Raw genomic sequence first — 23,309 nt, 5'->3', positions numbered from 1 at the left:
TGCGGGCCCGCCCCGCCCCTCGGGACGGGGCAGCCGAGTGAACAAGCTGTGCCGATCACACGTGCCCCCCGTGAATCTCCTGTCCCCACCCAGGCGTACGCTGTATGGCTGTCACTGGCCGTCCTTGCCGCGGCCCACGGGGGAGTTCACGGGGAGCCGCGTTGTTCGAGAGTGTGGGGTCGCTGACCGGCAGCCCATGGATCTACGCCATGATCGCCCTGTCCGTGCTGCTCGATGTGTTCCTGCCGGTACTGCCGAGCGGTGTCCTCGTCATCGCGGCGGCCACGGCGGCGGCAGCGGGCACCGGCGCGGCGACCGACGCCGTGCCCGTCCCGCACGAGGTCCCCAGCATCCTGGCCCTGATCGCGTCGGCCGCCACCGCGTCCGTCCTGGGCGACCTGGTGGCGTACCGGCTGGCCTGGCTGGGCGGCGAACGCCTCGACCGCGCCATCTCCCGCTCCCGTCGGCTCACCACCGCGCAGGAACGTCTCGGCCACGCCCTGGCCCGCGGCGGCGGCGCCCTGGTCATCCTGGCCCGTTTCGCCCCCGCCGGCCGCTCGGTGGTCTCCCTGGGCGCGGGCGCCGCCCACCGCCGGGCCCGCGACTTCCTCCCCTGGTCGGCCCTGGCGGGCCTGTCCTGGGCGGCGTACAGCGTGGCCCTCGGCTACTACGGCGCCCAGTGGCTGGGGACGACGTGGCTGGCGACGGGGGTGTCGCTGGCGGCGCTGTTCGGGGCGGGGGCGGGGGCGGCGTATGTCATGCGACGGCAGCCGGGGGCGGGGACGGCGGAGCCGTCGGCCCCCTAGGGGCGCGGGGAACTGCGCGACCAGCCCCCACCGGCTCGCACGTCGATCACCGCGAAACCCCTCTCACCTCAAGCCCGGCAAGCAGCTCAGCCGTAGCGTCGGCAATCAGATCAACCGCGCGGTCGAAGACCTCGCGGTTGTGCGCGGCGGGCGCCCGGAACCCGGAGACCTTGCGCACGTACTGCAGCGCGGCGGCGCGAATCTCCTCCTCCGTGGCCTCGTCGGGCAGGGCGGGCGGTCGAAGAGTCTTGATACTGCGGCACATACGTCCAGTCTCGCGCCCCGAAAGCGATACCGCCGCCACTCCCCCGAACACACCTGCGATGATCCTGCCGAGGCGGCCACCGTCACCACACGGGGCCGACCGACGAGAGGACCGACAACATGGCGAACAACGAACTCACCGTGGCCGTACTGGGCCCGGGCGGCGTGGGCGGCCTGCTCGCGGCGCTGCTGTCCCGGGCCGGCCACCGGGTGATCTGCCTGGCCGGAGAAGAGACGGCCGGCGCCCTCCGCAGCAACGGAATCCGGGTCCGCAGTGCCCCCTTCGGGGACTTCACGGCGCCGGTGGAGGCCGACACGGAACTGCGCGAACCGGTGGACGCCTGCCTGATCACGGTGAAGGCGACGGCGCTCGACCCGGCACTGGCCCGCGTCCCCGCGACCGCACTGGGCGACGGCCTCCTCGTCCCGTTCCTGAACGGCGTGGAACACCCTGCCCGCCTGCGCGCCCACTACCCGCCCGCCCAGGTCGCCCCCGCGATCATCCGCGTCGAGTCGACTCGCGTCGCCCCCGGGGTGATTGAGCACGGCAGCCCGTTCGCGGAGATCGACCTCACGGGCGACCCCGTCCCACGCGAACGCCTGGAGGCACTGGCAGCCGCACTGCGCGCGGCCGGCCCCACGACCCGGGTCCTGCCCGACGAGACCGCGGCACTCTGGGCGAAGATGACGTTCCTGGCCCCGCTGGCCCTCCTCACCACCCGCTACGGCCTCCCCCTCGGCGACCTCCGCACGCGCCACCGCGAGGAGTTGACGGCCCTGCTGGAGGAGACGGCGGCGGTGAGCCGTTCCTGCGGCGGCCCGTCCGACCCGGCGGGAGCCCTGGCCCGCTACGACACGTTCCCTCCGGGCACCAAGTCGTCGATGCAGCGCGACGCGGAGGCACACCGCCCGCTCGAACTGGACGCGATCGGCGGGGCGTTGCTGCGGGCGGCGGAGCGGAAGGGAATCTCGGTGCCGGTGGCGGCAGGGCTGGTAAGGGAGTTGGAGGTAACGCACACCAACTGACCGGCGACTCACGCCTCGTCGAGGTCGAGCCGCCAGTCGTTCGAGGTGAGCCAGTGCCCCTTGGGGTACTCGAACTCCGCCTCGCCGAGCAGGGTGAACCCGGCTTTCCGGCAGACCGAGTTGGACGCGCGATGGTCGACGCTCGGAAAGGCGTGCAGATACCGGTACCGATCGGCGGCCCGTGCCTCCTCGACGAGGGCGCGGGCCGCACGGGCGGCGAATCCGCGCCCCTGGAACTCAGGCAGTACGCCCCACCCGGTCTCCCACACCGGTTCACCCCGCCACTCCCGCTCCCAGAACCCGATCGAGCCGACGGTCTCCCCGCTCCCCTCCGACTCGACCCGGTACATGCATCCCAGCTCCAGCCCGACGTACCGCCGGTGCCGGGCCTCGATCTGCGCCTCGGTCTCGGGACCCCCCAAGTGCTCGGTCATCTCAGGGCTGTTGAGCCGCCCCAACAACCAGAAGTCACTGTCCGCCCACGGCCGGAGCCGCACCCGTTCCACGTCCATGCCGACCACAGTAGGCGGCCCCACTGACACCGCCGGGCTCCTCGGCCGCCATGGCCACCCCACACCCGTTCGTATGAAGTCGCCGGAGGAACTCGCGACCCAAATTCGAACAGGCGTAGCATTAGCGCGTGGCAACGACCTACGACTTCCCGAGTGACCTCCTCGCCGGTCAGGAGGAGCTGCATCAGGTCCGGGCAGAGCTGGCGACCCTGCTGAAGCGGCTGCCCTGGTCGGTCGAGCCCCTGGACGGGTTCAGCGACACGGGCGGCTGGCGCAAGGTGGAGCGCCCCGCCTCCCCGGGCTGGACGCCGGACGAACAGGCCGAGGTGGAGAAGCTCCGGCAGCGCGAGCACGAACTCGCGGTCTTCGTCAGTGGCCACCGCTTCTGGACGGAGGTCACCGCGGCGGAGCGGGTGGAATCACGGATGAAGCTGAAACACGCGCACGAGGCGCCACTGTTGGACGAAAAGGCAGACAATGGGTGAGTTAAGCCCTATATCGCCGAAGCAACCGAGAGGCGGCGATCGATCATGGCCGACCACCCGCACGCACTCCTCGTCCGCAAGGGCTACGACGCCTTCGTCCGCGGTGACATGGACACCCTGCGCTCGCTGATGTCCTCGGACGTCACGCACCACGTTCCCGGCACCCACCCGCTGTCCGGCGACTTCAAGGGCCTGGACGCGACCATCGACATGTACGGGCAGCTCTTCGCGCAGACGAACGGCACCCTGCGCGTCGAACTGCGCAACGTCCTCGTCGACGGCCGGGGCCACGCGGTCACACTCCACCGCCTCACGGCCGAGCGCGACGGCAAGCGCATCGACGAGACCGGCGGCATCGTCTTCCGCATCCTCGGCGACAAGATCACGGATCTGAACGAGTGCGTCGAGGACATCGACAAGGCGAACGAGTTCTGGTCCTGAGTCCTGACCCCGCCGCCCCGAACTACGGCCTGCGCAGCGCCCGTTGGGCCAGCGCCAGGGCACCCACAGCCCCGACGGCCCCTACGGCCCCCACGACCGGCACCCCGCCGAAGCGGACCCCGGTGCCGGTCCCCGCCCCGGCCCCGACCGCCCGGAAGCCGCGCGTCGCACGCCACGACAGCACCGACCACCGCGACTGCGCGGACAGCACGGAACCCGTGCTGAGCCACGAGCCCGCCGAGACCAACGACAGCGCCGAGCCGATCGAACCGACCGACAGCGAACTGCCGATCGAACCGACGGACAACACCGACCCGACGGACCCGACGGACAGCACCGAGCCCACCGAACCGATCGACAACACCGAGTCGTGCGACCAAAGAGACAACACGGAACCCGAGGGCGTGGCGCCAGGTTGAGTCATGGGGCCCATCCTGCCCATCGCCCCCGAAATCCGCGAGCGCCTTCCGGCACCTTCCGTGGAATCCCGCGCGTGACCGGAAGCGTCGCGCTGTGGGACTTCGACGGAACCCTCACGTTCAGGGACGGCAGGTGGCGCGGTTCCCTGGTGGAGGCGTCGACCGAGGTCGCACCCGGTCACGGCATCGCCCGCGCCGATCCGGCACCCGGGCTGCAGGACGGATTCCCCCGGCATCGGCCCGAGACCGGGCATCCCGCCCCCCAACACCCCGGACGCCCGGTGGGACGCCCTCCATCCGCTCTTCGTGAAGGCCTACGTCGGCGCGGGCGTCGACGCCGAACGGCCGCCCGCGCCGCGCGGGGCGTACTGGCGCACTACACCGACGCGACCCGCCGGACCGTCTTCCCCGACACCGCCGCCGCACTGACGGAACCGACCGCGGTCGGCCGGCGCCACGTCGTCGTCAGCAACCATGTCCCGGAACTCGACGGCCTGCTACGGGATCTCGTCCTCGCCGGACACTTCGCGACCTGGTCAACTCCTCGCTGATCGGCCGGGAGAAGCCGCACCGCCGGATCTTCGAGACGGCCCTGGACCTGGCCGGGCGTCCCGAGCGGGTCTGGATGGTCGGCGACAACCCGGTGGCCGACATCGCCGGGGCAGAAGGCCCTCGGATCCCCGGCATCCTCGTCGACCCGCCCCGGGAGGGGTTGCGAGCGGCTGTGCGGCGCATCCTCGACGGGGATGTGGCCTCCATGCGGACTCCATCGCCCCCGACCACGGGATGAGGCCTCCCGGAGAACTCCCCGGAAGGCCTCTGACCTGCTACTGATCCTGGTGGGCGCGGACGGTTTCGAACCGCCGACATTCGCCTTGTAAGGGCGACGCTCTACCCCTGAGCTACGCGCCCAGGACGAGTCGACAGCCTACATTGCCGGGGGGCCCGTCCTGCAAACCCGTATCCCCACCCGTATCTCCACGGAGATGTGCCGGGGGTTTTCCCCACCCCCGGTCCGGGAGCGCGCCGGATGCCCCTCGGGACCGTCGCTCCCTACGGTCGAGGGGAGCCGTAGGAGTCACCGGGACTCCGCGACCGTCCCAGGGGGAAATCATCGTGACCCGCACCCGCAGCACCCGCCGTGTCATCACCGCTACCGCCGGCGTCGCCCTGCTCCTCGCGGGTGCCACCGCGTGCGCCGGTGCCTCCGCCGGTGACGACAAGCACCCCGATCAGCGGACCTTCGCGCTGTCCGGCCGTACCCTCACCATCGACTCGGACGACTCGGCGCTCGAAGTCGTCGCCGCGGACTCCAACCCGGCGGGGAAGATCGAGGTCACCCGGTGGTGGCAGGGCAGCGTGGCGATCGGTTCGGATCCCAAGGTGACCTGGGCCATGAAGGGTGACCGGCTGGTGCTGCGGCTGAAGTGTTCCGGGGTGATCGCCGACTGTTCGGCCAAGCACCGGATCGAGGTGCCGCGCGGGGTCTCCGTGAAGGTGGAGGACGGGGACGGGAGTGTGCGGGCGCGGGGGTTCGAGGACGCGCTGAGTGTGCGGACCGGCGACGGCTCCGTGCATGTGACCGACTCCACCGGGCCGCTGACGCTGCACACCGGGGACGGGTCCGTGCACGCCGAGGTGTCGTCCCGGGAGGTGCGCACCACCACCGGTGACGGGTCGGTGCACCTGGAACTCGGGGCCGTACCGGACCTGGTGGAGTCCCACAGCGGCGACGGGTCGGTGACGATCGCGCTGCCGAAGGGGGCCGTCAAGTACCGGGTGACGACCAGGACCGGGGACGGCGGAGTGGATGTGTCGGTGCCCCGGGACTCGTCGAGTTCCCATCTGGTGAGCGCCCGTACGAGCGACGGGAAAGTCACGGTGCGGAACGCGAACTGACCGGCCCGTGTGTTCGTCCTCTACCGGTGGGAGAATGACAACGGTCAGGACGCACAACACGGGAGAGGGATGTGACGGCGACACCTGCGCAGCCGTATTCGCCGCTCACACGGTCCCGGCGCGGTTCCACCGCCGCCCGTGCCGCCTTCGACACCCTCACGCTGATCAGCCTGCCGCTGCTCGCCGCGCCGGCGCTGGCCGCCGCGTTCGCGGGCGGTGGCACCCGGCGCTGGTTCGGCGGGCGGGCGGAGAGCCAGCGGGCCGAGGCACAGGCGGCGAAGGACGCCGCGGCCGCCGCGTTCTACGAGCTGGACACCGCCCAGCGGGATCTGCGGATCTCGATAGAGACCATCACCGCGGTCGACGACTCGCCGGCCGCGCGCCGCGCGGTGACCGACTTCGAGGCACTGGGCCAGCGGATCGACGAGGCGAGCGGCCGGTACATCAACGCGGTCGACGCGCACGACCTCGACCGCGACGATCTGGAGGCCGCCGCCGCGAACCGCGCCCGCTCCGAACTGACCGCCGCCAAGGACCAACTCAGCCAGGTCAAGCAGGAGTTGGACCGGTTCGAGAGCGGGCTCGGGCCGCTGCTCGGCAAGGCGGAGACCCAGCTCGCGCGGCTGGCGCCGGCCGTGGAGCGGGCCCGGCAGGCGCTGCTGGCCGCGAGCAACGCGCTGGACGCCGTACGGGCGTCGGGGCTGCGGGCCGACGATCTCGCCGGGCGGCTCGCGAAGCTCGGGCCGGAGCTGACCAAGCTGAACCAGGGCGCCGGGCAGCACGGGGTGCCGCAGACCCTGGAGCGGGCGACGCAGGTCGCTCGGGAGGCGGAGGCCATCACGGCCGAGGCCGGTCAACTGCCCGAGCGGGCCGCCGAGATCGACCACCGGCTGGTGTCGCTGCGGACCCGCGCACAGGCGCTGACGACCCGCGCGGGGCAGGTCGACCCGGTGCTGAGCGAGCTGCGGCGGCGGTTCTCGGCAGCCTGCTGGCAGGACCTCCAGCACGTTCCGGACCAGGCCGGTGAGAACGTACGGCAGGCAGAGCTGAAGCTGAAGGAGGCGCAGGCCGCGCGGGACGCGCAGCGCTGGCCGGACGCCACGTCACTGCTGTCGACGGTACGGGCGCTGCTGAACACCACCGACGAGGCCGTGTCGGCGGCCGGTGACCGGCTGCGGCGGCTGAACGCCGTACAGAAGGACCCCCAGCAGGAGATCGACCGCACCCGCTTCGCGATCCGCGACGCCCAGCGCCTGGCCATGTCTGGACGGACCACGCCCGACCCGCGGCACGCCCGTCCGCTCGACGACGCCGTGGGCCGCCTCGACCGCGCGATCACCACGCTGGAGGGCCGCCACCCCGACTACTGGCACTTCCTGACCGAGACGGAGGCCGTACGGCAGACGGTCGCGCGGGTGGTCGGCCAGATCCGCGAGGAGCGCGGGACGCCCGGGCACTGAGGTCGTCCCCACGCGGCTGCGGGTACGTCTCGCAGCGGTCTCGGCGGCCTCCCGGTCGGCTCCCCCACCTCCGTGAACTCCCCTTTCCTGCTTGCCTGGAAGAGACCCACGAGCAGGTCCGGCAGGTGGTCGTCACGATCGGAGTGGTGGTCGCTGTGACCTGGACCTCGGTGCCGGTGGCCCTGCTCCCGGTCCGGGTCAATACGGCGGTCAACCACGCCTTTCCTGTCAACTCGGCTTCTTTGGGGGCCGCTTGGGGTTGGTCCGGCAGTCGTCCGGGGCGCGCGGATTGGTCGACCGCCGTCACGGTACGGTGTGCGGCAGTCGATCGCCCGTTCTGTGATCGCTGACCCACGAGGGGGTTTCATGAATCACCGCCGCCTGCGCCACCGTCGCAGATTGATCGCCGTAGCGGTCGGCTCTGCGGGTGCGCTGGCCGTTGCACTGGGTGTGGGGCTGACCTCGGCGATGGCCACCGGGTCGTCGTCCGCCACGCCCGCGCCCACCGCGTCCTCGTCCGCCACGAGCGCGCCCTGGGCGCCCGAGAACGACGAGAAGCCGCTGGGCCAGAAGAAGGCCGCCGTACACCCGCAGACTCTGTCGGCCGGCCGCAAGGCCGCGTCCGCTCTGCAGCTCAAGATTCCCGCACCGAGCGGGAAGTACAGCGTGGGCATGGTCGGCCTGCACCTCGTCGACAAGACCCGTACGGATCCGTACGTGTCGGGCAGCACGTCCCGTGAGCTGATGGTGTCGCTCTGGTATCCGGCCACCTCGACGTCCGGGCACTACCAGGCGCCGTGGATGCCGTCGATCTCCGGCGCCCACTTCCTCGCCACGCGCGGACTGTCGCCGCAGCTGGTGACCCTGCCGACCACGGCGGGTCATGTTCTCGCGCCGGTGAACACCGCGCTCGGCAAGCTGCCGGTCCTGCTGTACTCGACCGGGCTGCACTCGGACCGTGCGATGGGCACCGCCCTCGTCCAGGATCTCGCCAGCCGCGGCTACCTCGTCGTCACCGTCGACCACACCCACGACGCCAACGAGGTGCAGTTCCCCGGCAACCGGCTCGAGGTCAACAAGATGCCGGCGGGCACCCACTCCTCCGACACGCTCAAGGTGCGCGCGGCCGACATCAAGTTCGTCATCAACCAGCTCAAGACGCTCAGCACGGGCGGCAACCCGGACGCCGGCCACGCCACGCTCCCCACCGGGCTGACGAAGTCGGTCGACATGACGAAGATCGGGATGTTCGGCTGGTCGCTGGGCGGCGGGGCGGTCGCCACCTCCATGCAGCTCGACAGCCGTATCGCCGCCGGTGCCAACCTGGACGGCCAGTTCTTCGGGTCGGCTCAGAACAAAGACCTGAAGCGCCCCTTCATGCTCTTCAGCTCCGGCAGCCACAACCGCAACAACGACTCGTCGTGGCGCAATATGTGGTCGCACCTGAAGGGATACAAGGTCGACATCAAGCTCAAGGGCGCGGCGCACCTGTCCTTCAGCGACAACGAGTGGATGTTGGCCCAGGAGGCGCGCCTGCTCGGGCTCTCCCAGGCGCAGCTCCAGCAGCAGTACGGCACGATCGACCCGACCCGCGCGATCGCGGTCCAGCGTGTCTATCTGGCGGCCTTCTTCGACCAGGAGCTGCTCAAGAAGCACAGCACCCTGCTCGACGGGACCAGCAGCAAGTACCCGGAGATCTCCTTCGTCCCCTGATCGAGCAGCCGTCCGGACGGCCGACCGGACATCCGAAGGGCGGGTCCTGCTCGTGGGCCCGCCCTTCGGCTCGCCGTTGACTCGTATACGTCGTACCGCCCCTCAGTGGTGTGGTTCACACGTACGAAACAGGCGTGAAAGTGTGATGGTTATGTAATCGCGTGGCGCTAGAGTGTTCGTTCTGTAGAACATTCGGGCGCTCGGCGCCAATTGACAAAGGATCATCCGCCCTGCCCTCCGCCCCCCGGGCGCCGCGCCGACACCGCACTCGCCGCCGCGCCGATATGCCGATACTCGGCGGGGTCCGCCCGCCGATCGCCGCCCTCGTCGTACTCCTGCTTGTGGTCGCCGCCCTGACCATGATCGGCCTCGACGGCATCCATTCCGCAGGTGTGCCGCAGGCGGTGTCGGACGGAGAGCAGCGGATCGCCGCCGACACCGCGCTGTCGATGCGCACCGCGATCGACGCCGAGGCGAGCACGGTACGCCGTGCGGCCAAGGCGTACCCGGCGACGGGTGCATCGACCCCCGCGACCACGCTCAGAGCACTGACTTCCGCCAGGAAGGGGATCCTCGGCAGTGCGCTGCTCGACCCGAAGAACGGCAAACTGCTGGCGGTCGGCGGCAAGACGGTGCAGCTGGCCGGGGTGAACGTGGCCAAGGCGGCCTCCGGGCACGGAGCAATCCCGCCCCGGCTGGTGACGTCGGACGGCACGCGGCAGCTGCTGTATTTCGCCAAGGTCACGCTGCCCGCGCAGCAGGAGGACGCCAACCAGGACCAGAACCAGGTCAGCGGGCCCGACCGGCAGTGGCTGCTGGTGGTCTCCGAGGCGTTCCCCGCCCCCAGGGCGTACGGCGACGGACGCACCGCCGAGGTGCTGGACGCGAGCGGCACCGCGCTCGCCACCGCGTCCCACGGCACGGCGACGCCTGCCGCCGACAGCGGTCTGCCCTCGGCGGCGGCCCGCGCGGCGAAGGGGTCGGGGCAGGACACCGACGCCTCGGGAAGCCTGCGGGGCTCCGCCTCGGGCGACCGGCGCACGGTGGCCGGCTGGGCCCAGGTCGCTTCGACGACCGGTCCGGGCGACACCGACAAACTCGGTCTGGTGGTACTCACCTTCCGCGCGGTGCCCGCCACGACCACCGCCGTCGACTACTCGGGCTTCGCGCTCCGGGCCGCGGGGGCACTGGTCGTGCTCGCGCTGCTGTTCGGGCTGGCGCTGCACTTCTTCCTGCAACGGCCGTTGCTGTGGCTCTACCTGTCCGCCGGCCGCCTGGCCCGGGGCGCGACCGAGGACGGGCCGGCCGCGTGGGAGGAGCTGTCCCGGCCGGTGCCGGTGAACGGCTTGGGGGAACTGTCCCGGACCGGGCGTGCACTGGAGTCGCTGCGCAGGCAGCTGCTCGGCGAGATCGGCCCGCAGGAGTTCCCGGTCCGGCGCGGACCGGGCTACCGGGCGCTGGCCGCGGTCGGCGCGCTGGTGATGGTCTGCTGGGCGGTGCCGATGATCTTCGTGCTGAACCGGGCGGACGCCGCGACCGCGGTGTCGGCTCCGGTCCTCTCCGTCCAGCAGACACGCACCGAGATCGCGTCGAACCGGGTCCGGCAGTCCCTCGACCAGCTGTACGCCGACCTGACCGACGCGGCGGCGAGTCTGCCGGGCAGCGACCGGGCCGCCCAGAAAAAGGTGCTGCGGCGCGCCCTCGCCGACCACAAGCAGTTCCGCTCGCTGTATCTCCTGGACAGCTCGGGCGGCATCACGCTGCGCGTGGGCGGATCACCGCTGCGCACCATCGTCCATGTGCCCGACGGCGGCGGGATCACCACCGTCAACACCTCGGGCCGGATCCCGGCGATCGCCGCCTACGCCCAGGTCCGGACCGTCAAGGGCAGGACCCCGGCAGCAGGCGTGGTCCTGTTCGGCGAGATCGACGTGAAGGCACTCAACTCCATTCTGTCCAGACCGAAACTGGGCAGCGTCTGGGTGACGGACGGCGACGACAAGGTGCTGGCGGCGAACGTGGGCTATCGCGCCTTCCAGTCGCTGCCCGACTCCGGTCTGAGCCGTCTCGCCCGCGCCACCCAGGGCGCCCCGGGGACCGCGGGCACCGCGACCTCGCGGGTGCTCCGTACGTCCTCCGGACCGTCGGTCGACGCTGCCGCGCCGCTGGCACAGAGCGGCCCGACGACCCGCCTCGGCTGGCACGTGGTGACCGCGGAACCCGCGGCCGCGCTCCAGATTCCCGCGGTGCAGGCCGAACAGCGCACCATGCTCGCGGGGATCCTTGGCCTTACCCTGGGCCTGGCCTGTCTGGGCTGGCTGTATGTCGTGGTGATCCGGCCGCTGCGCTCGGTCGCGGTGCTCGTCGAGCGGCTCGCCGGCGGAGACCGCCGTACCGTGCTGCACCCGGTCAACCACGACGAGGTCGGCTCGGTCACCCGCAGCCTGGAGCTGGTGCGCCAGGCCCTGGCGGAACGCGACCGGGCGGCCAGATCCGGCCACGTCGCCGAGCCCTTCCCGTCCCTGCGTCAGACCACCCTCCACCGGTAGAAGGAAGGAATCGGCGTGCTCTTCCTCTACGTCATAGTCGTGCTGTGCTGCGCCGGGCTGTGGATCGCCGGAATCGTCGAACAGCGGCGGCACTTCGCCTCGCTGGCTCAGATACCGACGCGGGTGCTGGTCAACGGCATCCGCGGCAAGAGTTCGATCACCCGGCTGTGCGCGGGCGCGTTGCGCGGCGGCGGCCTGGTCACGGTGGCCAAGACCACCGGCACCGCAGCCCGGTTCATCCATCCGGATGCCACCGAGGAGCCGGTGTACCGCAAGTTCGGGCTGGCCAACGTCGTCGAGCAGATCGGCATCGTGCGGCGGGCCGCGACCTACCGGCCGGACGCGCTGGTGATCGAGTGCATGGCGGTGATGCCCGCGCTGCAGGAGATCAACCAGGAGAAGCTGATCCGTTCCACGATCGGCGTGCTGTGCAATGTCCGCGAGGACCATCTGGAGGAGATGGGGCCGACGTTGGACGATGTCGCCCGCTCGCTCTCCCGCTCGATGCCGGTGGGCGGAGTGTGCGTGACGGCGGAGAAGGACCGGCTGCACATCCTCCAGGAGGAGGCGGACAAGCGGAACTGCCGTCTGATCGCGGTCGATCCGGAGTCGGTGACCGACGCCGAGCTGCGCGGCTTCAGCTGGTTCACCTTCAAGGAGAACGTGGCGATCGCGCTCGCCGTGGCCGAACTGCTCGGCGTGGAACGGCAGACCGCGATGCAGGGCATGTGGGACGCGCCGCCCGACCCGGGCGTGCTGTCGGTGGAACGCTATGTCACGCCCGAGGGCAAGCAGCTGCGGTTCGCCAACATCTTCGCGGCCAACGACCCCGAGTCGACGCTGATGAACGTCCAGCAGCTGGAGGACCTTGGCGCGATCCGGCGGCCGCTGAACGTCGTCATCAACTGCCGCCCGGACCGGGTGGAACGCAATGGCCAGATGGGCGCGATCGTGCCCGACCTCGCCGCCGAGACGGTGTTCCTGATCGGCCACCCGACCAAGAGCGCCCGCGACGCGATCCCGGCCGGCTTCACCGGGCGGGTGGTGGATCTCGGCGGCGACCGCCGGGACCCCGAGGAGGTGACCGAGGCGATCCTCGCGGAACTCGGCCCGTCCTCCTCGCTGGTGGCGATCGGCAACATCCACGGCCAGGGCGAGCTGTTCCTGGAATGCCTCGCCGGGCTGCCGCTGGACGACTCCGAGGAGCCGCTCGACGCCGTTCCCCAGGGCGACGGCCTGGACCAGGAGACGATGCAGATCGCGCTGTTCCGGCCGCAGGTCGCGATGGGCCGGCCGCCCGAGCCGGAGCCGTACAGCTGGGTGGCGCCGCTGGAGACGACCCAGAGCATCCACATCCCGGACCAGCGCGAACTCGCCCGCCGGTTCGCCGCCCGCCACAGCCGGCCCGACGGCCAGAACGCCGAAGGCGACCCGCAGAACTCCTACGATCCGTCCCAGCTCACGAGGAACCCGTGATCCCCGCCGACCTCACCGCACAGACCTCCGCACTCGGGATCGCCCTCGGGCTGGTCTTCTCGCTCGTCTGCTATCTGACGACCAACCTCTCCCCAGGAGGGATGATCACCCCGGGCTGGATCGCCCTCATGCTCCTCACCGACGTACAGATGGCCGGGCTGATGGTCGGTGTGGCGGTGCTCACGTTCTTCACGACGAAGCTGCTGCAGCGCACGGTGATCCTCTACGGCAAGCGGCTGTTCGCCGCCGTGGTGCTGAGCGCGGTGCTGATACAGACGACCGTGATGCTCGCCCTCAGTCACGAGTTCCCGCTGCTGTACACGTCGCAGACCCTTGGCTTCATCGTCCCCGGTCTGGTCTCCTACCAGATGGTCCGTCAACCGATGGCGGCCACACTCATCTCGACCACGGCGGTGACGCTGATCACCTACGTGGTGCTGGTCTCCGGTCTCCTGATCGGCGCCCTGCCCACTGGCTGACCTGCCCACCGCCCTCTCACCCCGTACCTCCAGGAGGATCGGCCATGCACTCCCACTCCGCCGGCAGAGGCAGCCGCCCGACTCGCCGCGCTCTGCTCGGGACGATCGCGGGCGTGGCGGCCGTCGGGGCGACGGGCGGGTACGCCTGGAACCGGTTCGGGCACGACAGCGGTGACGACGAGGGCACGGCCGCCGACGGCACGGGCACCGGTTCGAACACCGGGAAGCAGACCTTCGAGCGGCTGTCCGCCCCCGACCGCACCGTGGTGCGCGGCTCCGACGGCGGCACGCTCGCCACGTTCACCGACGGAGCCCGTACGGCCGTGCTCACCGGGCGCACCCGCACCTTCAGCGAGCGGCGGACCACCGAGGCCAAGGTGACCACGGACGCCTGGGTGCGGCTGCTGCCGCACACATGGCAGCAGGGCATGGAGAAGTCCGCCTGGTTCGCAAGCTGGTTCAGCAAGACGCTCGGCGACACCAGCCCGGACGTCTTCGCGGTGGCGTTCCAGTACAGCAGCGCCGGGGCGCCCGACAAGCACAACGCCGACGACGTGCGCTACGCGGGCACCGCGCACTTCGGCCCGCGCAATTCCAAGGTCACCAACCCGCTGGACTTCGCCTACTACGACGAACAGTCCGACTTCTACGACTATCTGGGCGTTCCCTGGGACTTCCCGGACGGCACACGCGTGCAGCCGGAGCAGGCCCGCTACGGCTGCGTCGACTGCTCCGGCTTCCAGCGTCTGGTGTGGGGCTACCGCATGGGCCTCCCCATGCACAACACCAATACCAAGGGCACCGGTCTGCCCCGCCGCGCCTACGCCATCGCCGCCTACGGTCCCGGCCGCCTGGTGATCCCGCACACCGGCACGAAGCAGGCCACCGACCTGAGCATCCTGCAACCCGGCGATCTGGTCTTCTTCGCCATCATCAAGGACCGGCCGGACTTCATCGACCACGTGGGCATCTACATGGGCCTCGACGACAACGGTCGTCACCGCTTCTACTCCAGCCGCTCCGCCGCCAACGGCCCGACCATGGGCGACCTGTCGGGCCACGCGCTGCTGGACGGCACCGACTTCTACGCCCGCGGCTTCCGGTCGGCCCGCCGCCTGTGATCCCGCCGCCGGTGCACCGCCGCTCCACCTGACCTGCCGATCCGAGGACCACTGCCATGACCGCCATCTCCGCCGCCCGGCCCACCGGAGCGCACCGAGGCCGCCGGGCGGCGAACCGCCGATCCGGCCTGCCGGACGACGCCCCGCGCTGGGAGCGCCCGGCGCTCGCCGCGGTGCTGGCCGTCGCCACGGTGCTGTACTCCTGGGGCATGGGGAACGCCGCGCTCCACCCCTTCTACGGTGCCGCGATACGTTCGATGACCGGCGGCTGGCGTGCCTTCTTCTTCGGCGGGCTCGACACCAGCGGTTCGATCAGCATCGACAAGCTCCCCGGCGCCTTCTGGCCCGACGCCGTCTCCGTCTGGATCTTCGGCCCGCACACCTGGGCGGCCGCTCTTCCGCAGGTCGTCGAGGGCGTGCTGACGGTATGGCTGCTGCACCGGATCGTCCGGGCCTGGGCCGGGCCGTTCGCCGCGCTGGTCGCCGCGCTGACGCTCACCCTCACCCCGGTCGCCGTGGTCCTCAACCGGGCCACCATCCCGGACACCGCGCTCACCCTGCTCCTGGTGGCGGCCGCCGGAGCACTGCAGAAGGCGGTGCGCACCGAGCGGCTGCTGCCGCTGATCACCTGCGGGATCTGGATCGGGCTCGCCTTCCAGGCGAAGATGCTGCAGGCGTGGCTGGTGCTGCCGGTCTTCGCCGTCGTGTACCAAATCGTCGCGCCCGGCACGCCGTTGAAGCGGGCTCTGCGGTTTCTGCTGGGTGGTGCGGTCGCGCTGGCGGTCTCCTGCTTCTGGGTGCTGATCGCCTGGGCGACACCGGTCGCCGACCGCCCGTACCTCGACGGTACGTCCGACAACAATCCGTTCGCCCTGGTCTTCGGCTACAACGGCCTGAGCCGCTTCAGCAGCGATTCCACCGCGTTCGGCGCCGTCGCCGGCACCGCCAACAGCCGCACCACCGGCAACACCGGCTGGAACATGCTGATCAACGACACGGTCGGCCCGCAGGTCGCCTGGTTCCTGCCGCTCGCCGTGCTCGCCGCGGTCCTGGGAGTCGTCTGGCGCACCGGGCAACCGCGAACGGACATGCTGCGCGCGGGATTTCTGCTGTGGGGCGGCTGGCTGGCCGTGCACGCCCTGGTGTTCAGCGCCTCCAACGGCAACCACGCCTACTACATGGCCGTCATCGCCCCGGCGCTCGCCGCGCTGACCGGCGGCGGCCTCGCGCTCTTCCGATCGGAGTACGACTCGGCGTACGACCCGGAAGCCAAACCTGAAGCCGAACCGGAGGCCGAACCGGAGTACGAGCCGGAGTACGAGCCGGAACACGAGTCGCAGCCCTGGTCGCCGTACATGTCGGCGCACGAAGCGGAGCCCTGGTCGGCGCAGGTGCCGGCGCACGAGGCGGAGCACGGGTCGCAGGACAGGTCGGAGGACAGGTCGGGCGGCCGGCGGCACCTGGTGCTGCCGGGTGCGATCGTGCTGACGGTGGTGTGGGCGCTGGTGCTCGACTGGCCGACCCGATTCGTCTCCTGGCTGCTGCCGATCGCCGTGATGCTCGCGCTGTGCGGGGTGGTGGGCCTGTGGAGCCGCGGGCCGCGCACCTCTCCGAGGAAGGTCCACGGCGCCCTCGCCGCCGGGATCGCGGCCACCCTGGTCGTACCGGCCGGCTGGGCCCTCTCCAGCCTCGACCCGCTCTACGCGGGCGCCTCCACCGCGCCGATAGCCGGTCCGGTCGGCAACGCGTACTACAACAGCGTCCGTGAACACCACGCTCCCCGGCGGATAGGGCTCGACCGGCCCACCGCCCGCGACACCGCCCTGCTCGACTTCCTGACCACGCACCGCCACGGCGAGAAGTACCTGCTCGCCACCCAGACCGCCTACGGCGCCGAGCCTCTGCTGCGTGCGAAGTCCGAACCGATCCTCGTCATGGGCGGCTTCACCGGCAACACCCCCTTCCCCACCACCCAACAGCTCGGCAGCCTCGTCACCACCCACCAGCTGCGCTATGCGCTGCTCACCACCCAGCGCCCCACCACCGCCACCACCACCTGGGTGAAGTCCCACTGCACCCGCATCCCGCCCGCCTCCTACGGCCGCCGCACGGGCGGCAGTTTCACGCTCTACGACTGCAGGCCCCAAGGGTGAGGCGACGCCCCCGGACGGGGCGTGCAACGAGGACGGCCCGGGAAGACGAGATCTTCCCGGGCCGTCCCGGTCAACTACGCAGGTGACGGATCAGCTCCGCCAGGCCGCCGGCCACCGCGCCGCCGCAGAGGCACACGAGGAGCGACCGCGTCGACGGCAGTCCCCTGTGGGTGACGAAGCCCTCGATCAAAGCGCCACAGACGCCGGCGAGTACGAACAGCAGGATGCGTCCGGCGCTGGATGCCATCGTCACCTCACCAGTATCCGTAGTAGGCGAGGAAGATGTAGGGCCAGGAAATGCCCCACTTCCGGTGAGTGCCGTACTTGAAGATGAACACCTTCTGCCGGGGCGACCAGTTGTCACCGATGTACGAGCTGAGGACGCCCGCGACGATGCCCGCGATGATGGCGCCGAAGAGCCCGGTTCTGGATGCCACCCCTCCGGCGATGCCCCAGACCGCGCCCTGTGCGATCGCACGCTGGTCGGCCTTGTTCAGGACCACCGCGATGTACGGCTTGTTCTTGTAGATCTTGAACAAGCCGTTCAGGTCAAGGGCGTTGACCGGATCCTGGCTCGCATAGTCGTAGGCGTTGGCACTGCCTCCGAAGACCGGGTCGGTGGAAAGGAACCGTCCTGTGGTCGGTGCGTAGAGGCGGGCGCCCATGAGGATGTCCCCGGTGGGCGTCTCGCTGGAGCGCTGCTTGCCGCCCAGCCAGCCGTAACGCGAGGTGCTGGTACCGGCGAGCGGGTTGCCGTACTCGTCGGCCGCCATCACCAGGACCGGGGTGGTGCTGTCGTTGATGGGCAGCACCATGTTGATGTCGCCGTGCAGATTGGTGAGTTGCAGCTGGAAGTGCCCCGTCGCTGAGGAGTAGACGGCGCTGAGGTCTCCGGCCATGTCGTTGATGTTGCGCGTGTAGGCGCTCGTGCTCTCACGAATCCAGGCGGGCGAGTCCGAGGTTCCGTCGTAGTGGTTGGTGCGGGCCGCGCTCTGGGTCCAGCTGCCGGACGTATTGGTCTCCGACGTGTAGGACCGGATGCGACCTGCGGGGTCCAGCTGCCAGGTGACGCGGCTGGTGCCGGAGGTCTGCTGGTAGGCCAGGTCGTTGGCGTAGTACGCGGTCGTCGTCCCACTCGGCTCGGCGGTCGTGCGGCCGAGGGCGTCGTAGGTGTAGCCGCTGTCGACCAGACGGTCGGCGCTGTCGTAGCTGTGGCTGACCGTGGTTCCGCCACTGCTGGGGCAGGCCGCCTTGGCGGCGCCGACGGCCGTGGTCAGACCCGTGCGGTCGGAGTCCTTGTCGAAGGCGTAGTGCCGCGTGGTGCAGGTACTGGTCGCGCTGGTGGTGAGAACGGTCTGGCTGACGTCCGAGAGGCGACTCGCGGCGTCGTAGGCGTACGTGTTGTTGACGCCGAGGCCTCCGGTGGTGGACTGGGCCCGGCTGACCTCCAGCCCGCTTCCGGAGTAGCCCGCCTGGTCGGAGAGCAGCACGTTCCCGTTCGCGTCGGTGTAGACCCGGGAGGTGGCCTGTCCGGTCTCGTCCGTGGTGACCTTGAGGGTGATCGAGCCCGGCAGGGACTCCGTGGTCAGGTTGCCGTCGGCGTCATAAGTGGCGCCGAAGGCCCCGGCGTTGGAGTCGGTCTGCGTCGTCGGCACACCGCGCGGGTCCTTGCTGGTGTCGTAGGTGTAGGTGGTGGTCGACGGTGCCGTGTCGGTGGTCTGCGTGGGGCGGTCCAGTGCGTCGTACTGGATCGCGACGGTGTTCCCGTCCGCGTCGGTCGACGACATCCCACGGCCGAGTTGGTCGTAACTCCAGGTGTTCGAGGTGCCGTCCGGCGTCGAGACCTTGGACTGCTGACCGTTGCTCGCGTTGTATGCCGTGGTCGTCGTCTGCACGGCCTGGCCGACGCCGCCGGAGACCGCGACCGTGCTCTTGCGGCCCGCCGCGTCGTAGGTGCTGGTCGTGGTACGGGTGACACCGTTGGCGGTCTGGGTCACCGTGCTCGGCGAGCCGTACAGGTTGTACGTGGTCGTCGTGGTGGTCCGCTGGCTCGGGTTGGAGCCACCACCGGTGATGACGCCGGCGGGAGCGGTCTGGCAGACGAGGTCGGCCCACTCAGGGTGGCCTCCGCAGGGACTGCTTCCGGTGGCGGTGTAGTAGGTGGTCGTGGTGGTGCCGGCGTCGGAACCGGTGGACGACGGCTGGGAGTTGGAGATCACCCTGCCGGCGGAGTTGTACCCCGTCGCGGTGGTGATCGCCAGGCCCGACGGGTCGACCGTGGTCCTGGTCGCCTGTCCCAGCGTCCAGTCGTAGGTGGTCCTGGTGGTGCGCGTGTCCGCGTCCGTCGCGTAGCCCGAGACGGTGCTGCCGGTGACGGCCGTGGTCACCAGGCCGGACGCGTTCGCGGAGCCGTCGGTGGGACGGCCTTCGTCGTAGGTGTTGTGGACGTGTGTCCGGGCCGCGACGACGGAGCCGGCCGCGCGGGCGGCGCTGGAACCCGAGGCGGCCAACGCGTGCTCCAGAGTGACCTGGTGCAGGGGGCCGTACATGTCGGTCAGGAACTGACCGCTGCTGTCGCGGATGGTCACCGTGGACAGCAGGTTGGCACGCTGCGCGGTGGTCATCGCCGCCAGTCCGAGCACGTTGAGCTCGGTGTTGGTGCCCGCGGCCAGGGCAAGTTCGCGGTTGGCGGCGCTGAGTTGGCGAGCGGCGTTCCCGAGAGCGTCGTAGTCGGTGGTGGTGATGTGCCCACCGGGAGTGGCGGTGTTGGTCTCACGCCCGTTGACATCCAGGTAGTGGATGTCGGCGCGGGTGTAGGAGCCGGAGGTGAGGTTCCCGGACCCGGTGTTGGAGGCGGGAACCTGATCGGGAGGGAAGATCGCCGTGGCGTCGGTCGGCGCATCGGCCTGAGCCAGCGAGGCCACGTCCGAAGCGCCCATCGCGTAGGGGCCGCCCGCCGCGGTGGTGCGGGGCACGTCGTAGACGACGGTGGTGGTCGCCGTGCCGTTGGTCGTCGACGCGGAGCCCGGGGTGAGGGTCGGACGGGAGACGCTCAGCAGACGTCCCGCGTTGGTGTCGCCGTTGGTGCCGGCGGTGCCGTAGGTGAACGTCCAGGGGAGCTGGCCCGGAGGCGTGAGGGTGGCCACCCGGCCGGCCGAGGTGTAGGTGTACGCGGTCACGAGGTTGGGCGTGATCTGCGGGTTCCACTCCTGGCGGAGGGCGCCGGTGGAGTCGTACGCGTACTGGGCGACGACCTTGGACGTCTCCGTGCCCGTGGCCGGGTCGGTGGCCCACATGCTGATCATGCCGACCTGGCCGGCGTAGTCGCCGAAGGTACCGCTGGTCGTGCCCGTCGCGGTGGTCGCGGTGGCATAGCTCAGTTGCAGGACCCGGCAGCCCACGGCCGGCGTCGTCGGGGTGAGGCAGGACGCGTTGGTGTCGGAGATCGCGGACACCGGAGCGGCCATCCGGGTCAGGCGCATCGTGGTGGTGCTGCCGCTGGTCACGGAGTCGAAGCGGTAGCGCACCGTGGTGCCGCTGCCCGGCGGGCTCGTCGAGGCGACGGCCCACACTCCCGCCGTGGTGGCGGACTTGGCGAAGACGGTCGTCGTTCCCGAGGTGTCGGTCAGCGTGTAGGTGTCCGCGGAGCTGCTGTAGCTGAGCGTGTACGCCTCGGCGCCGGGCTCCGGAGTCCATCCGCTGCTGGTCTTGGTGAACGAGACCTGAGTGCCGGCCGCCCCGACGAGTTGCACGGCGGTGGAGGTCACCGGACGGATCTCGGTGAAGTCCGTCAGCGCCGTCGCGGAGGCGCCCGCCAGTTGCCAGCCGGGCCCGAAGGGCGCGGTCTGACCGGCCGGCGGGGTCGCCTGGGGGCTGCGGGAATCGAGTGTCTGGCCGACCGACAGTCCGAGGACGGTGGTCGCCGGGCCGGACAGGGTGTAGTTGCCGGTCGACAGGTTGAGCGTGCCCGGTCCGACCGCGGCGCTGGCGGTCTGGGTGGCCGCGCGGTCCAGGGTGGCGGTGACGGCGGAGGTGTCGTGGCTCGCCGAGGAAGTGTCCGTGAACTCGGCACGGACCTGGACCGAGCCGTCGTCGCCCAAGGTGCTGGAAACGTCCCAGACGAGCGGGGAGTTGGCACCGCTGGTGACGGCCACCGGCCAGCTGCTCACCGCGTTGCCGCCGGACGTCACGTCGGCGACCGGGACGGTCGTCCAGCTGTCCGTCGCGGATCGCCGGTACTGGAACTTCACCGACTGCCACGTCGACGACGCGGCGGCGGCGGTCAGCGTGACACGCCGCGCGGTCCTGGTGCCGTCGGTGGGCGAGGTGACGGCGCCGTTGCCCGCGTTGAAGCTGTAGACCGTGGACGCGGACAGGTTGCCGGCGTTGTCGCGGGTGGACACGGTCAGGGTGTGTGGGCCGTCCGCGGCCGGGGTGACGCTGATGCTCACCGCGCTGCCGGTGGTCGCCACGGAGTTCTGGGCCCCGGAGTCGAGCTGCCAGACGACGCCGGATGTGTCCGTGCCGCCGGAGGGCGGGGTGATGGTGAACGCGCCGCTCTGTCCGGCGCCCTTGGCCCAGCCGCCGGAGGGGTAGTCCGTGGAGGCGACCGTCGACGCGCCGGGCTTGGTGGTGTCGATCGTGAAGACGAGTCCGTTGGGGACGGTCTGACGCGACCACAGGGAACCGTCGTACCCGTAGGGCCACGCGGTGTAGGTGTGGCCGTTCACCAGTGTTCCGGACGGGACGGAGGCGCTGGAGATGCCTCCGGAGGCGGTCCAGCTGCCGTTGAGGTTGGAGATGACCTTGGTGTTGGCGCCACCGGTGGTGTCGTAGACGTTCCACTGGGTCATGACGTTGCCGCCGTCGGCGTCGGTGACGGTCGACTGGAGCTGCGGGGTGGTCGTGTTGGTGTAGAGAGTCGTGGTGGAGCCGGAGACCGAGGAGACACCGGGCGCCACGGTGGGGGCGGACGGCATCGGGTACGAGTTGTAGGTCGCCGACAGGTAGGGCACGTTGGCGGAGGCGTTGGCGGAGTAGAAACGCTTCCAGCTGTTGCTGTCCGTCTCGTCGGACGCCCTCAGGCCCAGGTAGGCGACGTCGTAGCCGTTGTCACCGGCGTACTGGAGGAAGGTCGAGGGGTCGATGGAGACCCAGCCCTCCGCGCTGGAGGTGGCGCAGTCGCTGGAGTAGCCCTTGGTCTGGGAGGTCGTGGCGTACTTCGCCTTCCAGACCGGCTGGTTCGACCAGACCGTGTCCGTGGAGGACTCTCCGGACTCCCACAGTTCCCACGGCGACTGGACGCAGCCACCGGCCCAGTACTCGTACAGGTTCAGCGACGAGGACAGGATCTGCGTGTTGTCGAGCGGGAGGACCGGGAACTCCAGGAACGAGCGGGCGATGTCCGTACCGCTGTCGTAGGTGCCCACTTTCAGGTCGGTGGACGTGTACTCGGGGGCCGTGTCGGTGTTCTCCACGAACGTGTCCAGCAGGGGAGAGAGACTCGTGGAGGGGTCCACCGTGACCGGGTACTGCGTGTTCGGGTCGGCCAGGAACTTCACGTCCGGGGTCAGGGTGAGATTCACCGTGTCACCGGCCTGGGACATCGTCATCCTCACCCGGGCACGGTGCGGGTGCTCCAGGGATCTGACGTCGACCTGCGCGTCCCACATCACCGGCGCCGGTATGGTGCCCACGACCTCGTGGTGGGCATCGGTGAAGGTGATCGAGCCGTTCTTGCGCTGCTTGGCCGTCAGCCCCTTCGCGGAGACGGGAATGGTCACCGAGTAACCGGCCTCGGGGCGCGACTTGAGGATCACGTTCTCCTCGAAGCCGGTCCGGGTCGCCTGTACGGTCACATCCGCGCCCGGGGTGACGTTCGCGTAGGTGGCGGTGGTGCCCTTGAGGGACGGCTTGGGAAGCGTACCCTTCCAGCCAACCGCTACCCGATGCTTGCCCGATCCCATGTCGGCAAGCACCGCATTCTTGCCACCGGGCGCGAGAACCAGGCCATTCGGCTGGGCCTTGGGCGCCACCGCACCATCGGAATTCAAATGCAGAGTTGTATCGACATCAACCCATTTCCCGGCGCGCTTGAAACGGATCGGCGCCGCATATGACCGGGTGGTCACCGTGCCATTCGGATTTGCCCAAGTGGTGGTTTTGGCGGTGAGCTGGTCGAGAATCTCGACCTTGCGTTTACGCAGTCGGGCCGTGGCGAATGCCGACGCCGCGTCAGGAGCCGAGAGCGGCCCGGCAGAGGCGGGGCGGGACTTCACCACCGAGGTGGTGCGCGTCTTGTGAGCGGAGACGGCGAAGGCTTGTCCAGTGGTCGAGAGCGTTACGGCCGCTTCGGTGACGAGTAGCAGCGCCAGCGTCGTTGCCGTTGCCGCCTGCCGAGGCGAGATGGGTAAAAGTCTGCCGTTGGGTCTTCTCCGGAAATTGCCTATGCGACTGGTTCTCACGGGACTCCTCTGATGCGTCAGGGCACAGGTAGCGCCCAAAAT

Annotated in this window: 19 protein-coding genes and 1 tRNA gene; 14 read left to right on the top strand and 6 right to left on the bottom strand. The window is 70.3% G+C overall.

The window, feature by feature from the left end; genetic code table 11:
* Positions 1-161 precede the first annotated feature (161 nt).
* The gene (locus tag AB0I51_RS03190; protein WP_362970811.1) at positions 162-806 is read left to right on the top strand and encodes a VTT domain-containing protein; all 645 of its coding nucleotides are present in this window, start codon (positions 162-164) and stop codon (positions 804-806) included.
* A 46-nt stretch (positions 807-852) separates the two neighbouring features.
* On the opposite strand, the gene AB0I51_RS03185 is transcribed toward AB0I51_RS03190, so the two are convergent.
* On the bottom strand, positions 853-1,071 hold the full coding sequence (locus AB0I51_RS03185; protein ID WP_093626182.1) for a DUF2277 domain-containing protein: 219 nt from the start codon (positions 1,069-1,071) through the stop codon (positions 853-855).
* 119 nt (positions 1,072-1,190) lie between these two features.
* Here AB0I51_RS03185 and AB0I51_RS03180 point away from each other — a divergent pair, with 119 nt between their 5' ends.
* Positions 1,191-2,096 (top strand): 2-dehydropantoate 2-reductase, encoded by a 906-nt coding sequence (locus AB0I51_RS03180; protein ID WP_362970808.1) that lies wholly within the window; start codon positions 1,191-1,193, stop codon positions 2,094-2,096.
* Between the two features lie 8 nt (positions 2,097-2,104).
* Here the strand turns inward: AB0I51_RS03180 and AB0I51_RS03175 are convergent, their stop codons facing one another.
* Complete coding sequence (locus AB0I51_RS03175) at positions 2,105-2,608, bottom strand: GNAT family N-acetyltransferase (protein WP_362970806.1); 504 nt, start codon at positions 2,606-2,608, stop codon at positions 2,105-2,107.
* 128 nt (positions 2,609-2,736) lie between these two features.
* On the opposite strand from AB0I51_RS03175, the gene AB0I51_RS03170 reads away from it, so the two are divergent.
* Together AB0I51_RS03170 and AB0I51_RS03165 are read left to right on the top strand one after the other, a co-directional pair.
* Positions 2,737-3,093, top strand: a complete 357-nt coding sequence (locus tag AB0I51_RS03170; RefSeq protein ID WP_362970804.1) for a hypothetical protein — start codon at positions 2,737-2,739, stop codon at positions 3,091-3,093.
* Between the two features lie 45 nt (positions 3,094-3,138).
* Entirely contained in the window at positions 3,139-3,534 is a 396-nt protein-coding gene (locus tag AB0I51_RS03165; protein WP_362970802.1) for a nuclear transport factor 2 family protein, read from the top strand.
* Positions 3,535-3,556: 22 nt separating this feature from the next.
* Here AB0I51_RS03165 and AB0I51_RS03160 read toward each other — a convergent pair whose 3' ends face one another.
* Positions 3,557-3,958: a hypothetical protein gene (locus AB0I51_RS03160; RefSeq protein ID WP_362970800.1), complete on the bottom strand. Its 402-nt coding sequence runs from the start codon at positions 3,956-3,958 to the stop codon at positions 3,557-3,559.
* A 69-nt stretch (positions 3,959-4,027) separates the two neighbouring features.
* On the opposite strand from AB0I51_RS03160, the gene AB0I51_RS03155 reads away from it, so the two are divergent.
* The gene (locus AB0I51_RS03155; protein WP_362970798.1) at positions 4,028-4,504 is read left to right on the top strand and encodes a hypothetical protein; all 477 of its coding nucleotides are present in this window, start codon (positions 4,028-4,030) and stop codon (positions 4,502-4,504) included.
* The gene (locus tag AB0I51_RS03150) at positions 4,486-4,743 is read left to right on the top strand and encodes an HAD-IA family hydrolase (protein ID WP_362971141.1); all 258 of its coding nucleotides are present in this window, start codon (positions 4,486-4,488) and stop codon (positions 4,741-4,743) included. The genes AB0I51_RS03155 and AB0I51_RS03150 overlap by 19 nt, the downstream gene beginning before the upstream one ends.
* A gap of 47 nt (positions 4,744-4,790) precedes the next feature.
* Here the strand turns inward: AB0I51_RS03150 and AB0I51_RS03145 are convergent.
* A tRNA-Val gene (locus tag AB0I51_RS03145) sits at positions 4,791-4,865 on the bottom strand.
* A 204-nt stretch (positions 4,866-5,069) separates the two neighbouring features.
* On the opposite strand from AB0I51_RS03145, the gene AB0I51_RS03140 reads away from it, so the two are divergent.
* The 8 genes from AB0I51_RS03140 to AB0I51_RS03105 all read left to right on the top strand — a co-directional run bounded on the left by AB0I51_RS03140 (position 5,070) and on the right by AB0I51_RS03105 (position 16,803).
* On the top strand, positions 5,070-5,852 hold the full coding sequence (locus AB0I51_RS03140; protein ID WP_362970796.1) for a DUF4097 family beta strand repeat-containing protein: 783 nt from the start codon (positions 5,070-5,072) through the stop codon (positions 5,850-5,852).
* A 71-nt stretch (positions 5,853-5,923) separates the two neighbouring features.
* Positions 5,924-7,312 carry a hypothetical protein gene (locus AB0I51_RS03135; protein ID WP_362970794.1) on the top strand — a complete coding sequence of 463 codons (1,389 nt, stop codon included), beginning with the start codon at positions 5,924-5,926 and terminating at the stop codon, positions 7,310-7,312.
* A gap of 366 nt (positions 7,313-7,678) precedes the next feature.
* A complete protein-coding gene (locus AB0I51_RS03130) occupies positions 7,679-9,025 on the top strand; it encodes a hydrolase (RefSeq protein WP_362970792.1) in 1,347 nt (448 codons plus the stop codon).
* 284 nt (positions 9,026-9,309) lie between these two features.
* Positions 9,310-11,574, top strand: coding sequence for a HAMP domain-containing protein (locus AB0I51_RS03125; RefSeq protein WP_362970790.1), 2,265 nt, complete (start codon positions 9,310-9,312; stop codon positions 11,572-11,574).
* A 15-nt stretch (positions 11,575-11,589) separates the two neighbouring features.
* Entirely contained in the window at positions 11,590-13,050 is a 1,461-nt protein-coding gene (gene pgsB / locus AB0I51_RS03120; protein ID WP_362970788.1) for a poly-gamma-glutamate synthase PgsB, read from the top strand.
* Positions 13,047-13,529 carry a poly-gamma-glutamate biosynthesis protein PgsC/CapC gene (locus AB0I51_RS03115; RefSeq protein ID WP_093626201.1) on the top strand — a complete coding sequence of 161 codons (483 nt, stop codon included), beginning with the start codon at positions 13,047-13,049 and terminating at the stop codon, positions 13,527-13,529. The genes pgsB and AB0I51_RS03115 overlap by 4 nt, the downstream gene beginning before the upstream one ends.
* A gap of 44 nt (positions 13,530-13,573) precedes the next feature.
* Positions 13,574-14,650 carry an NlpC/P60 family protein gene (locus tag AB0I51_RS03110; protein WP_362970786.1) on the top strand — a complete coding sequence of 359 codons (1,077 nt, stop codon included), beginning with the start codon at positions 13,574-13,576 and terminating at the stop codon, positions 14,648-14,650.
* A 56-nt stretch (positions 14,651-14,706) separates the two neighbouring features.
* Positions 14,707-16,803 carry a glycosyltransferase family 39 protein gene (locus AB0I51_RS03105; RefSeq protein ID WP_362970784.1) on the top strand — a complete coding sequence of 699 codons (2,097 nt, stop codon included), beginning with the start codon at positions 14,707-14,709 and terminating at the stop codon, positions 16,801-16,803.
* 70 nt (positions 16,804-16,873) lie between these two features.
* On the opposite strand, the gene AB0I51_RS03100 is transcribed toward AB0I51_RS03105, so the two are convergent.
* Complete coding sequence (locus AB0I51_RS03100; RefSeq protein ID WP_362970782.1) at positions 16,874-17,056, bottom strand: hypothetical protein; 183 nt, start codon at positions 17,054-17,056, stop codon at positions 16,874-16,876.
* A 1-nt stretch (position 17,057) separates the two neighbouring features.
* The gene (locus AB0I51_RS03095; RefSeq protein ID WP_362970780.1) at positions 17,058-22,769 is read right to left on the bottom strand and encodes an RHS repeat-associated core domain-containing protein; all 5,712 of its coding nucleotides are present in this window, start codon (positions 22,767-22,769) and stop codon (positions 17,058-17,060) included.
* Between the last annotated feature and the right edge of the window lie 540 nt (positions 22,770-23,309).

It is taken from the genome of Streptomyces sp. NPDC050549 (assembly GCF_040655035.1).
GTDB lineage: Bacteria > Actinomycetota > Actinomycetes > Streptomycetales > Streptomycetaceae > Streptomyces.
This window is presented reverse-complemented; position numbering and strand designations above follow the sequence as displayed.